At 61.3% G+C, this 12,688-nt stretch carries 10 protein-coding genes; 2 read left to right on the plus strand and 8 right to left on the minus strand.

What is annotated here, in order from left to right; all coding sequences use genetic code 11:
* Positions 1-110: 110 nt before the first annotated feature.
* Positions 111-995, minus strand: coding sequence for an EamA family transporter (locus FJ311_13830; protein MBM3952517.1), 885 nt, complete (start codon positions 993-995; stop codon positions 111-113).
* 170 nt (positions 996-1,165) lie between these two features.
* Between FJ311_13830 and gfa the strand changes: the two genes are divergently transcribed.
* Together gfa and FJ311_13840 are read left to right on the plus strand one after the other, a co-directional pair.
* Positions 1,166-1,735: an S-(hydroxymethyl)glutathione synthase gene (gene gfa / locus FJ311_13835; GenBank protein ID MBM3952518.1), complete on the plus strand. Its 570-nt coding sequence runs from the start codon at positions 1,166-1,168 to the stop codon at positions 1,733-1,735.
* Between the two features lie 33 nt (positions 1,736-1,768).
* A complete protein-coding gene (locus tag FJ311_13840; GenBank protein MBM3952519.1) occupies positions 1,769-2,875 on the plus strand; it encodes an S-(hydroxymethyl)glutathione dehydrogenase/class III alcohol dehydrogenase in 1,107 nt (368 codons plus the stop codon).
* 81 nt (positions 2,876-2,956) lie between these two features.
* Here FJ311_13840 and FJ311_13845 read toward each other — a convergent pair whose 3' ends face one another.
* From FJ311_13845 to FJ311_13875, 7 genes are all read right to left on the minus strand, one after another.
* Complete coding sequence (locus FJ311_13845; GenBank protein ID MBM3952520.1) at positions 2,957-4,567, minus strand: FAD-binding oxidoreductase; 1,611 nt, start codon at positions 4,565-4,567, stop codon at positions 2,957-2,959.
* Between the two features lie 37 nt (positions 4,568-4,604).
* Entirely contained in the window at positions 4,605-6,557 is a 1,953-nt protein-coding gene (locus tag FJ311_13850; protein ID MBM3952521.1) for an acetoacetate--CoA ligase, read from the minus strand.
* 75 nt (positions 6,558-6,632) lie between these two features.
* Positions 6,633-7,679, minus strand: coding sequence for a hypothetical protein (locus FJ311_13855; protein ID MBM3952522.1), 1,047 nt, complete (start codon positions 7,677-7,679; stop codon positions 6,633-6,635).
* A 56-nt stretch (positions 7,680-7,735) separates the two neighbouring features.
* Entirely contained in the window at positions 7,736-8,425 is a 690-nt protein-coding gene (locus FJ311_13860) for a cobalamin-binding protein (GenBank protein MBM3952523.1), read from the minus strand.
* Positions 8,426-8,758: 333 nt separating this feature from the next.
* Positions 8,759-9,946, minus strand: a complete 1,188-nt coding sequence (locus tag FJ311_13865; protein MBM3952524.1) for a CoA transferase — start codon at positions 9,944-9,946, stop codon at positions 8,759-8,761.
* Positions 9,947-9,979: 33 nt separating this feature from the next.
* Positions 9,980-11,068, minus strand: a complete 1,089-nt coding sequence (locus tag FJ311_13870) for an aromatic ring-hydroxylating dioxygenase subunit alpha (protein MBM3952525.1) — start codon at positions 11,066-11,068, stop codon at positions 9,980-9,982.
* 11 nt (positions 11,069-11,079) lie between these two features.
* Positions 11,080-12,105 carry an oxidoreductase gene (locus FJ311_13875; protein ID MBM3952526.1) on the minus strand — a complete coding sequence of 342 codons (1,026 nt, stop codon included), beginning with the start codon at positions 12,103-12,105 and terminating at the stop codon, positions 11,080-11,082.
* Between the last annotated feature and the right edge of the window lie 583 nt (positions 12,106-12,688).

Raw genomic sequence — 12,688 nt, forward strand, 5'->3', positions numbered from 1 at the left:
CCCGCGCGCGCACACCTGCTCGCGCTGACCGTCCGGGACACCCGCGATGCGGACATGGCGGATTTGGTGCGTTCCGCCTTTCGACCGGGCTTGCGCCAGCGGATCGCCGACTATCGCGCCAAGGGTTGATAACCCTTCCGCCGTCCGATCACGGGCCAGACCGTGACAGCGACTCCGGCCACGATGAGGGCCATGCCAACGTAACGCAACGGCGGAAATGCCTCGCCGAACGCGACCGCTGAGCCAGCAACCCCGACGCATGGCGCGATGAGTGCGAACGGCGCGACCGTGGCGGCGGAATAGCGGGTCAGTAATCTTCCCCAAATGGCGTAGGCAAGCACGGTCGCAACCGCGCCGAGGTAAAGGGCGGCGATCCATCCAGCCCAGGTGGCGGCGGCGATCGCCGTGGGCAGCGATGGACCTCGGTCAAACGCGGCGGCGACCGCGAGCGCGGGTAACGGTGGAATCAGGCTCAGCCATACCATCAGCGCCAACATCGGCGCACCGGGATGTCGCTTCACCAGGATATTGCCGATCGCCCAACTGGCGGCGCTGGCCAGCGCTAAGCCGAGCCCGAGCCACGTAAGATCGGCATCGACCGAGAGAGCAATCGCGGCGAGCCCGGCGCAGGCGGTCACCATGCCCATGATCTGCCGCGTGGTCGGGATTTCCCGCAGCACGATCGCCGCCAGGAGAACCGTGAAAAAGACCTGCATCTGCTGGGTGACCGACGCGACCCCCGGCGGCATGCCCCGGGTGAACGCGAAAAACAGCAGCAAAAACTGCCCGGCGAAGAGTGTGAGCCCGATCGGCACCAGCGTGCGCCATGGCAGATTCGGTCGGGGCAGGATCAGAACCGGCACGCATGCGATCAAAAAACGCAGCGCCGTCAGTTGCGCAGGCGTGAAGCTGTCGAGCGCGATCCTGGTGGCGACGAAGGCAAGCCCCCAAACGACCGCGACGAACGCAGCCAAGGTCATGTCCCGGAACGGCATCGTGCAAATCCCTATTTTCCAGAATACCGATTGAACGAGCGACCAATGGAAGGCGGCGATGGGGGCACATAGAGAGTTTCGATGCGTTGATTGGGAATAAGATAGAGGCGCGCAACCCGAAGTATTGTATGATTTTACCTGATAAGAGAAAGCGATATAGGGAGGTTCACATGGCGGGTACGGTCAAAATCCATCCGGCAGTGGATGGCGGGATTCAGCCGGGATCGACCAATTTCGGAGGCGGAACGCTGCGCTGCAAGTGTGCAAGCGATCCGGTGATGGTCAAGGTAAGCGCGCAGAGCGCGCATAACCACGTCTGCGGCTGTACCAAGTGCTGGAAGCCAGCGGGGGCGCTGTTTTCCCAGGTGGCGGTGGTGCCGCGCGACAAGTTGCAAGTTGTCAGCGGCGAAGGAAAGCTGAAAGTGGTCGATGCCAACGCGGCGATCCAGCGCCACGCCTGCGTCAAGTGCGGCGTGCATATGTACGGCCGGATCGAGAACAAGAACCATCCGTTCTACGGCCTCGACTTCATCCATACCGAACTGTCGAACGAGAAGGGCTGGTCGGCGCCCGAATTCGCGGCGTTCGTGTCCTCGGTGATCGAATCCGGCACCAATCCGGCCGACATGCCGGCGATCCGTGCGCGACTCAAGACCCTCGGCCTCGAGCCCTACGACTGCCTGTCGCCGCCCCTGATGGACGCCATCGCGACTCACGTGGCGAAAACCAAGAAGGCCTGACGCGGTCCTTTCACCAACCGGGGAGAAAATCATATGGACGTCAAAGCAGCCGTAGCGTTCCAGGCCGGAAAACCGCTAAGCATCGAGACCGTCCAGTTGGAAGGGCCAAAGGAAGGCGAAGTGCTGGTCGAAATCAAGGCGACCGGCATTTGCCACACGGACGCTTTCACGCTCTCGGGCGAGGACCCGGAAGGCCTCTTTCCCGCGATCCTGGGCCATGAGGGCGCGGGCGTGGTAGTCGAAGTCGGCAAGAGAGTGAAGTCGCTCAGGAAGGGCGATCATGTAATCCCGCTTTACACACCCGAATGCCGCCAGTGCAAATTCTGTCTCTCGGGCAAGACCAATCTCTGCCAGGCGATCCGCTCGACCCAGGGCCAGGGCGTGATGCCCGACGGCACCAGCCGGTTCTCTTACAAGAAAAAGAAAATCTTCCATTACATGGGCACATCGACCTTCGCCAACTACACGGTGCTGCCCGAGATCGCGCTGGCCAAGATCCGCAAGGACGCGCCGTTCGATAAGGTCTGCTACATCGGCTGCGGAGTGACCACCGGGATCGGCGCGGTGATCAACACCGCCAAGGTCAAGCCCGGCGCCAACGTGGTAGTGTTCGGGCTCGGCGGCATCGGCCTCAACGTCATCCAGGGCGCGCGCATGGTCGGCGCCGACAAGATCGTCGGCGTCGATATCAACCCGAAGAAAGTTCCCCTGGCGAAGAAGTTCGGCATGACCCACTTCGTCAACCCGGCCAAGGAAAAGGACGTGGTCAAGGCGATCGTCGATCTGACCGACGGCGGTGCCGACTACAGCTTCGAGTGCATCGGCAACGTCAAGACCATGCGCCAAGCGCTGGAATGCTGCCACAAGGGCTGGGGCGAAAGTGTGATCATCGGCGTCGCCGGCGCCGGCCAGGAAATCAGCACGCGACCGTTCCAGCTGGTCACCGGCCGGGTCTGGCGCGGCACCGCCTTCGGCGGCGCGCGCGGGCGCACCGACGTGCCCAAGATCGTCGATTGGTACATGGACGGCAAAATCAACATCGACGATCTGATCACCCACGTTCTGCCGCTGAAGCAGATCAACAAGGCCTTCGATCTGATGCACGAGGGCAAGTCGATCCGTAGCGTGGTCACGTTCTAAGTGATGTGACCCCGGAACCATAAGTTAAGTAAAGAACCGCTGGGATCATGACACCGGCGGATTATGTCGGCGTGGACTCGATCAGCCCTCGGGAGGAATGATGACGCCCGGATTCATCAGCCAGTGGGGATCGAGCGTCCGCTTGGCCGATTGCAGGACCTTGCGGAACAAATCGTCCGTTTGCCGGTTCAGCCACGGCATGTGGTCGCGCCCGATGGAGGTGTGATGAGTGGTGCTGCCGCCGAGACGGATCATTTCGTCGATTGCCGCTTTTTTGACGTGCTTCCACTGGTCGATGAGAGCGCCGTGCTTGCCGAGGCAATACCAACTCCAGTAGGGCGCGCAGCCATCCGGATAGACAAACACGAAACGACAGCTTAGCGACCCCTTGCGCCCAGTCGCCTCGACCATCGCCTTGGCGGTGACGTCGTTGATCCGGTGATACATCTCAGGGAACCGATCCCAAGTGATCGACGTTTCCATCGTGCCGTAAATGATTTCGCGCGGCGTCGTGATTTCGCGGTAGTAGCTGGTTTCCATGAAGATGTCGCGCCAGCGGCCCTGCTCCTCGACGCGATGGCTGTCGGGTCGGGCCATTATCGAGCGGTCGAATTTCCCGCCGTAGTCCGCGCAGATTTCGAGCGCGCGGTCCATCCAGGCATCGACCGGATGATCGGTGGACTCGAACGCCAGGAATAGAATGTGCTTGTTCTTGTCGGACACGTAATTTACCCGCGCTTCCTCGGCGTCGATGATGCGAAGATTGGAGGGATAGAGCCCCGCCTGCGCGATGTGCCGAACGGCCTCACAACCCTTGAGAAAATCGTCGAAGAATACGGCGATCGATTTGCGGTGTTTGATCCGTCCCTGCAACTGCACCCAGGCTTCGGTGATAATCCCGAGCGAGCCCTCGGCACCCATGAACAAGCGGTCGGGATCGGGACCCGCGCCGTCGCCCGGCATGCGCCGGGTTTCCAGCTTGCCGCTCGGAGTGATCAGCGTCATGTTTTCCACGAAATCGTCGATATGCGTGTAATGGGTGGCGAAATGGCCGCCCGAGCGGGTCGCAATCCAGCCACCGAGCGTCGAGTGCTGGAACGACTGCGGGAAATGGCGCAGACTGAAGCCGCTGCGCTTGAGTTGGGCTTCGAGGTCGGGCCCGAGGGCGCCGGCCTGAATGCGCGCGCAGCGCGACACGTCGTCGATTTCGAGCACCTTGTTGAGCAGTGTGGTGTCGAGGCTGACGGCGGCGGCATAAGCGTCGCCGAGGCGCGGCTCGATGCCGCCGTTGACGGTAGTGCCGCCGCCAAAGGGAATGATGGCGGCCCTGGCGCCGACCGCCCAGTCCATCACGTCGACGATGTCCTGTTCGTTGCGCACGTAGGCGACCATATCGGGCGGATTCTCGTATTCGCCGTTGAAGATCTTGACGTAGTCGATCGGCGAGCGGCCGAGCGCGTGCCGAATGCGCTCCTCGCGGCTGTCGGTGCAGAAGGCCTTGAGCTTGGCCGGGATCGCGACGCGCGGCGCGCGGATCTTGACGTTATCCAAAGCCGGCAGGGGGATGGTGTTGAAGCCGCTGACTCTGAAGAATTTGGAAAAATAGCGTTCGATGTTGTCGATGAGGACGCGAGGCGTTTCCGGATCGTCCTCGTAGCCCCAGCCCCAATATTTAATTCTGCGCGGTTTCATGGGTTCGTCCTCCTGTTGATCCTGGTGCGGTTGCGGTTTACGCCGTCAACTCGGCGCGGTTGCGGAATTGATCGAGGGCGCCCGGATTTGCCGCCGCCCCCAGATTTTTCACCGGGCGGCCGTGAATCACATTGGCGATCGCCAACTCCATTTTCTTGCCGTTGACGGTATAGGGAATGTCGGTGACTTCAACGATCTTCGCCGGCACATGGCGCGGCGTGGCGTAACGCCGGATGCGGGATTTGATTTTTTCGGCGAGAGCTTCGTCGAGCGCGAAGCCGTCGCGCAGCTTGACGAACAGTAGCACGCGGGTATCGCCGTTCCATTCCTGCCCGACGACGGCGGAATCCGCGACCTCGTCCAGATCCTCGACCGCGCGGTAAATTTCGGCGGTGCCGATGCGAACGCCGCTGGGATTGAGCGTCGCGTCCGAACGCCCGTAAATGATCAGGCCGTCGTTCTCGGTCAGTTCGGCGTAATCGCCGTGATGCCAAACGTTCGGGTAACGGGAAAAATATGTCTTGAAATACAATTGGTTGCCGGGGTCGTTCCAGAAACCCAGCGGGCGCGATGGAAACGGCGCGGTACACACCAGTTCGCCCTTTTCGCCGCGCACCGAGCGCCCGGCATCGTCGAAGACCTCCACCTTCATGCCCAAGGTCAGGGCCTGCATCTCGCCGCGCCACACGGGTCCGATCGGGTTGCCGTTGGCGAAGGTGGCGACCAACTCGGTGCCGCCGGAAATCGACGACAGCCGGACGTCCGGCTTGATCGCCTCATAGACGAAATCGAAGCTCTCGGGCGCGAGCGGCGCGCCGGTGGATACCACCGTGTCCAGCGCCGACAAGTCGAACCCGCCGCAGGGACGCACGCCGGCCTTGCGGAGGGCATCCAGGTATTTGGGCGAGGTGCCGAAGATCGCGATCCGCTCGTCCGCGGCAATTCGGAACAGGGCATCGGGCGTCGGATAGAACGGCGATCCGTCGTACATCAGGATGGTTCCACCCGGCCCCAAGGCGGTCACCAGGGTGTACCACATGTTCCAGCCGGTGGTGGTGAAGTAAAAGAAGATGTCGCCGCGCTTGACGTCGAATTGCAGCCATTGTTCCTCGAACAGCTTGATGAGAGCGCGGCCGGCGGCGTGGACGATGCACTTGGGCAGGCCGGTGGTACCGGAGGTAAAGAACACGAACGCCGGCTGGTCGAAGGGGAAACGACGAAACGAGATCGCTCCGCCAGGGATACCGGCCAACAGTTCGTCGAGCGCGACTGCCGCGGGCAGATCCGTCTTCGCCGACGTGGCGGAGACATAGGGCACGATCACGACCTTTTCGATCGACCGCAACCGGCGGCATACCTGCGACAGCGTCGCCGTCAGATCGTGGCGCTTGCCATTGTAGTAATATCCGTCGACCGCGATGAGCGCCTTGGGGGCAATTTGCCCGATCCGATCAACGATCCCTTCCGGCCCGAAATCGGGAGAACACGACGACCACACGCCGCCGATCGCCGTGGTCGCCAGCATGAAGGCCAGGGCCTCCGGCATGTTCGGCAGGATGGCCGCGACCCGGTCGCCTACGTCGATACCGAGCGCGCGCAAGGCGCCGATCAGACGCGCCACCAGATCATGCAGCTGATCGTAGGTGAGCGTGCGGCGCAACCCGTCCTCGCGGCGAAAGATGACCGCCGGCGCGTCGCCCCGATGGCGCAGCAGGTTTTCGGCGAAATTGAGGCGCGCGTCGGGGAAGAAGCGTGCCGCCATCATGTCGTCGCCGTCGGCGAGGACCGTATCGCCGCGCATTTCAGCGACGATTCCGGTGAAATCCCAAACCGATTCCCAGAACGTCTCCGGCCGTGACACCGACCAGTCGTACAGTTGCCGATAATTGGTCAGCGCGAGTCCCCGGCCGGACTCGAGGGCGCGCATGAACGCCGTCACATTCGACCGGGCCACACGAGCGTCCGACGGCGACCACATCGGTTTTTGCATGGGACGCCTCCGTTATCCCGTTGACGACGTTCCTTTGGCTTTTTTCTTCGTCCGGGCGTTGGCGCGGATCCTATTCTAGAAATTCAGCGGGTAGTCGCCGAATTCGCGCACCACATCGCGCATCGCCATGACGTTCGCCGGATTGCTGTCGCGCGGCACGGCGCAATCGTTGCTCATGACGTAGCGCATGCTCGGTGCCCCCTTTTTAATGCATTCGATCGCTTCCCTGCGGACCGACTCCGGCGTGCCACGCAGGACGTTATCGACCGAACGGACGTTACCCATGATGACTACATCCTTGGCGTACTTGGGGCAGAAATCGGCCAGATCGACCTTGTCGCAGTGGAGCATGTCGACACCCTCGACGCAGAGGTCGTAACGATCGTCCCAGTTGCCGCAAGTGTGGAAATTAATGCCCATGGCGCCGTGCGCTTTCAGCGCCTTGAACATCCGTACGCTGTAGGGATGAGCAAATTCCTTGAACGCGTCGAGTGAGATGCACTCGTAGTTGGCGACCGGGTTCGACGTGGTGATGATGTCGGCGCCGGCGTCGATCAGGGCCTTGCCATAAGCCGTGCAGTTGGCCAAGGTAAATTCCATCAGGTCCTTGACGAAGATCGGATCGTCGTAAATGTCGAGATAAAGCGTGGTATTACCGCGAATCATGCAGCCCGTGCGGAAAGGCGGCGACGCCCAGGCGATAACCGGAACGTCGGGACCAACCGCCTTTTTCAGGCCGCGCACGACGTCCAGGAGATACGGCATATAACCGTTGGTCAGGGGATCGACCGGCTTCAGTTTGGCGAGATCGGACCGTTCTTTGATGACCGGTTCGTGAATCCACGGCGGGTCGTCGTCGGGAAATTCCATCTTGGCGCCGAGCGCCGCGTCCACCGCCGGCGTGCACCAGATGTCCCAGACGCCGTCGGTCTCGAAATCTTCGAGAATCTTCAGTTGAGATTCGATGTAGAGCTGGGGATTTTTATACGCCTCGTGGTGCTTATGACCGGAATAGCGGATTCCAAACTCGCGCGAGGTGATCAGAAACGGCACGCGATCGGGCTGCCGTTTGTTGAGCACGGCCGACATCCGCTCCATCGGAGTCATTTTCTTGGTTGCCATCGACTTCTTGCCTCTTTTCCCATCTCAGTGTTCAACGGTATGCGCCGTGCCGCGCTTCACGCGGCCATGTGGGCACCGACCTCATCGCCGTTGATGAAGTTGCCGTTCCAACCGGATTGCGTCAGCTTTTTGGCCAGCTCGATCGCCGCCAGGGCGTTGGAGGCGTAGCCATCAGCGCCGATTTCCTGTGCGAACTCGGGCGACACGGGCGCCCCGCCGCTCATGAATCGGACCTTATCGCGGTAACCGTTGTCGGCGAAGTATTGGATCGTCGTCTTGTGATTCATCATGGTGGTGGCCAACAGCGCCGACATGCCGACAAGATCGGCGTTGACCTCCTTGACTTTGGCCAGGAACGCCTCCGGGCGGACGTTGACGCCGCAGTTGTGGACGACGAAGCCGGCGCTTTCGAGCATGATGCCGACCAGATTTTGTCCGATGTCGTGCAGATCGCCCTGAACGGTGCCGAGAACGCAGACGCCCGTCGGCTTGTTGTTGGCCTTGACCAGCAGTGGCTTGAGCACATCGACGCCCGCCTTCATCGCGCGCGCGCTGATCAGCACCTCGGGGATGAACGCCGCCTGACGCTTGAATCGCTCACCGACAACGGCGAGACCGGCCTGAAGGCCGTTGATCAGCACGTCGTAAGGCGGCATGCCGGTCTTGAGGGCTGCATCGACGGCGGCCGGAACTTCTTGGTTCTTTCCGGTTTCGACCAAATCGGCGAGGTGCTTCAGTGCCGCCAGCTGCTCCGGTGTGCCTGTGATCGCTTTACGCTTGCCGGTAACGGGATCGATGATTTCCATGACTGTCTCCTGATGATGCGCCGGGACGCGCGGCTCGCCCGCGGGGTCGACCGATAAATTCCGCAATCTCAATCAGGATATTTTGCCCCTTAGAGAAACATCAAATCAAACGATAATATCTAAGCAATTTAGATCAGTTTTTTAGATATATCGTCGGTCAAGGGGCTTTCGTCGGCCGACGTGAATGGCCGTCGTCTATATCCGGAAAATCGGCGCAAACAGGCGAAACTGCCGGGTTCCGAAGAGTCTCCTCGGATAGGGATCGGCCGGACCTCAGGCGCCGCGGCCGAGCCACTCCGTCAGCACACTGGCGTTATGCTGCCCCAATTCGGGCGGTTCGCGGTACACCTCGAAGCGGTGTCCGGAAATAGCGACCGGAAATGCGGTCGTTCGCGTCTCGACGCCGTTTGGCAGGCGCAACGCCCGCACCAAGTCCATGGCGGCGACCTGCGGATCGGCGAGAATTTCCGGATAGGTGTTGATCGGCGCGCACGGTACGCCGCGCCGGTCCATTTCCGCCAGCCATTCGGCCGCGGTCTTTTCGAGAAACAACGGCGCAAGGATCGCCAGTAGGTCGTCCTGGTTCTTGGCGCGCAGCAATTGCGAGGTGAAGCGCGGATCGCGCGCGAGATCGGGCCTGCCGACCGCATCGCAAACGCTTTCCCACAGCTTGTCATTGCCGGCGGCGATGATGAAATAATCGTCCTTGGCCTTGAACGCCCGGTAGGGGGCGTTGCGGGGGTGCGCCGAACCGAGCGCGCGCGGCGCCTTGCCAGTGCCGAAATACTCGCTGGTTTGCAGGGCGGCGACGCCAATCAGACTGCCGAGCATCGAACAGTCGATATAGCAGCCCTCGCCCGCTTCGCGCGCCCGCATCACGCCGACGGCAATGCAGTAGGCCGCGTAGAGTCCGGCGCAAAAATCCCCGACCGGAACGCCGCACTTGACCGGCGACCGGCCCTCTTCGCCGGTCACGCTCATGATGCCGCTCATGCCCTGGACGGTGACATCGAACGCGCCCTTGTGCGCGTAGGGGCCGGTTTGACCGTAACCGGAGATCGAGCAGTAGACGATTCGGGGATTGACCGCCTTGAGATCGTCATAGCCGAGGCCGAGCCGCTTCAACACCCCGGCGCGGAAATTTTCCACCACCACGTCGGCGACCCTAGCCAGTTCGCGCAACTTGGCAAGATCGCCCGGATTCTTCAGGTCGAATGCAACGCTCCGCTTGTTGCGGTTCAGGGACGCAAAATTTTCCGAAAAGACCGGTCCGTTACCCCGGGCGGACAAGGGCGGCCAATCGCGCATGCCGTCGCCGCCGTCGGGGCGCTCGACTTTGACCACGTCGGCGCCGAGATCGGCCAGCAAGGAGCCCGTGAACGGCCCAGCTGCGATCTGGCCGAACTCGAGAACACGAAGACCCGCGAGCGGGCCGTGGCCGTTGCGGCGTTGGTTCGGCATGGACGCGGCGACCATCGACGCGAGTCCGGAGACTTATTCCGCCGCGCGCGGGGATTGGGCGCGGGCCGCCTGCTCCTCGCGCACTTTGGCCGAAAACATCTGGCGGATGCGGCGTAGCCCTTTGTCGGGCCGAAGGAACAGTTCGGAATAGCCTTCATCCGGTACCTCGAACATCTCCTGCTGCTTTTCCAGCGCCCAACGGTCCTGAGCGACGACGTTGGGAAACATGGATGCCACCCGCTTGGCGGTCGACATGTTGGGATCGCCGGCCGAACGATGATCCGCCTTGCAGTTGAGAATCCAGCGCCAGACGAGATTGCGTTCGTCGACGGGCGTGTGGCTGTGCATCAGCACGTAACCGCGCTCCATGTCGGTGCCCAGCTTGCCCGGCGGCGCGTTACGCATCACCACCCGACAGAATCCGAAGCTCTGCATGCAGTGGGTATGATGGCGATCGACGATCGGGTAAATGAACCAGTCCTGCAAGTACGGCGGTTGCTTGTAGTTTTCCACCTTGCGGATGGTCATCACGTATTTGTTTCCATCGACTTCCCCTTCCTCCAGCTCGATGGGGATTTTGCTGTTTTCGATGTCACCGATGTTGCCGTCGTGCAGCGGATAAAAATGGGTAATGTCGAGCAGATTCTCGATCAGCAGCATATAGTTGGCGCCGACGCGCATCGGTTCGGAATGGATCGTTTCCCACGCCGGATCGATCACCTCGGGCGTGCGCGGCGGCTTGCTTTCGCCCGACTTCGCCGGATCCCCCGGCCATACCCAGACGATTCCGTCCTGCTCGATCGCCGGGATTTGCGGCACCCGCGCCTGCGGCGGAATCGGCATGTCCTGCTGCGAGGGGATGAAGACGCACTTGCCTTCGTTGTCATAGCAAAGCCCATGATAGCCGCATTCCAACCGACCGTCCGGCAGCAAGCGACTTTGCGACAGCGGAAAGCGCTTGTGCACGCAACGATCCTCGAGGGCAACGATCTTGCCCGCCTTGTTGCGCCAAACGACGATGAGCCGTCCGGCAATCTTGTGCCCAGTCAGCTTTTCCACGGGAAATTCCGAAGACATTCCCGCGACGTACCAGCAATTGCGAACGTATCCGAGAGCGGCCATGGTCTCCTCCGTCACAAATCCAATATCAACAAGGGGGAACGCGAACGCGCGCAGCAAACCATCAGGTATTGCGCGCGATCGTTGTCATCCAGAACAGTGTCCCGATGCTCGGGCTCGCCGTCGAGATAACGGGTCAGGCACGTCCCGCAGTATCCCTCCTCGCAGGAGGTGTCGACGTCGATGCCGTTAACGCGTAGCACCTGGACAATGGTCTTATCGGCGGGAACGTCGAGCACTTTACCGCTACTCTTGAGCTTAATCTGGAACGGCTGGTTCGCCCGCGCGACGGCCGGACGGTCCGTCGGGGCCGTGAAGTATTCGCAATGCACCGAATCCTTGGGCCAATGCGACGCGGCCTCGGCAACGGCGGCCATGAACCCGGAGGGACCGCAATAATAAAGATGGGTACCGGGAACAACGGACCTCAGCGTTGCGGGGATGTCGAGTCCCTTACTCGGATCGCCGCCGTCGTGATGCATGATTACCTTGCCGGCGTCGATCAACGGCTTCAGCCGGGCGAGAAACGCGGTTTTTTCCGGCGCGCGCGTGCAATAATGCATCCGCCAGTCGGCCTCCCGAGCCTCGAGCGTCGCGATCATCGCCATCATCGGGGTGACACCGATCCCGCCCGCGATCAGCAGGTGGCGGCTGGCGCCCTCGATAAGAGGAAAATGGTTGCGCGGCATGGATACCGTCCACGTCAGGCCGGGCTTGGCAGTTTCATGCAGGGCCTTCGAGCCTCCGCGTCCCGCGCGTTCGTTCAAGACCGCGATTTCGTAGCGGTGACGATCGGCCGGATCACTGCTTAGCGAATACTGGCGGATCAGCCCGTCGGCAATATGAACATCGAGATGAGCGCCGGCCGTGAATACCGGCAATTCGCTGCCGGATGGATCGACGAGTTCGAGCCGGAGAATGTCGTCGGTTTCCCTAACCACCGATTGGATGCGAACGATGAGCGTCGTTATCGGTGAAACGGCGGTCACGGCTTTTTCTTCATCTGTATGGGAATCGATGCGGTTGCCCGACCAGTTCATGATTTTCGTCCATCCATGCCGGATTGGCTTGACCAAAGAGCGGACTTACGCGATCGGCTCAATCCGGAAAGCGCATTTATCATATCAAGCGATAAATTCGGATGTTTGCTGCTCAACAAAACTGTTGCGCGAACTGCGCAGAATTCCGGATCGATATCCCGCTTCCGAGCGGCGCGTGTCCCCAACGATAAATCCGGCGGCCGGAAAGGCCGGCCGCGTCCGGGAACGAGGTCGGCGATTCGGGCGATCAGCTGGGGAATTTGTACTTCAGCTTCCGGGCCTGGATGAAGGACGCCTCGGTCACGTCGGTGTAGGCGATTTGCTCCGCGCGGACCTTGGCCATGCTCTTGAACACCTTGGCGCTGAGTTTGTCCTTCGCGATCAGTTCCGAGATGACTTCGCCGGTGATTTCGCCGAGTTTGGTCAGGACTTCGTCCGACAGATTCTTGATGATGACGCCGTGCTGATTGATGAATTGCTGCAGGACGGGGCCAGACCGCAACTGGAACTCGCTCAGCATCACGACATTGGTCGAGTTGGCGCATTGCTCGACGATCGCCTTGAGATCGTCCTCAAGGGCGTC

The organism is Rhodospirillales bacterium, assembly GCA_016872535.1.
In the GTDB taxonomy this organism is placed as follows: domain Bacteria; phylum Pseudomonadota; class Alphaproteobacteria; order Rhodospirillales; family 2-12-FULL-67-15; genus 2-12-FULL-67-15.

Excerpts from the sequence above, each read along its gene's own strand:
- FJ311_13830 (MBM3952517.1), bottom strand. The coding sequence starts at position 995 with ATGCCGTTCCGGGACATGACCTTGGCTGCGTTCGTCGCGGTCGTTTGG.
- gfa (MBM3952518.1), top strand. The coding sequence starts at position 1,166 with ATGGCGGGTACGGTCAAAATCCATCCGGCAGTGGATGGCGGGATTCAG.
- FJ311_13840 (MBM3952519.1), top strand. The coding sequence starts at position 1,769 with ATGGACGTCAAAGCAGCCGTAGCGTTCCAGGCCGGAAAACCGCTAAGC.
- FJ311_13845 (MBM3952520.1), bottom strand. The coding sequence starts at position 4,567 with ATGAAACCGCGCAGAATTAAATATTGGGGCTGGGGCTACGAGGACGAT.
- FJ311_13850 (MBM3952521.1), bottom strand. The coding sequence starts at position 6,557 with ATGCAAAAACCGATGTGGTCGCCGTCGGACGCTCGTGTGGCCCGGTCG.
- FJ311_13855 (MBM3952522.1), bottom strand. The coding sequence starts at position 7,679 with ATGGCAACCAAGAAAATGACTCCGATGGAGCGGATGTCGGCCGTGCTC.
- FJ311_13865 (MBM3952524.1), bottom strand. The coding sequence starts at position 9,946 with ATGCCGAACCAACGCCGCAACGGCCACGGCCCGCTCGCGGGTCTTCGT.
- FJ311_13870 (MBM3952525.1), bottom strand. The coding sequence starts at position 11,068 with ATGGCCGCTCTCGGATACGTTCGCAATTGCTGGTACGTCGCGGGAATG.
- FJ311_13875 (MBM3952526.1), bottom strand. The coding sequence starts at position 12,105 with ATGAACTGGTCGGGCAACCGCATCGATTCCCATACAGATGAAGAAAAA.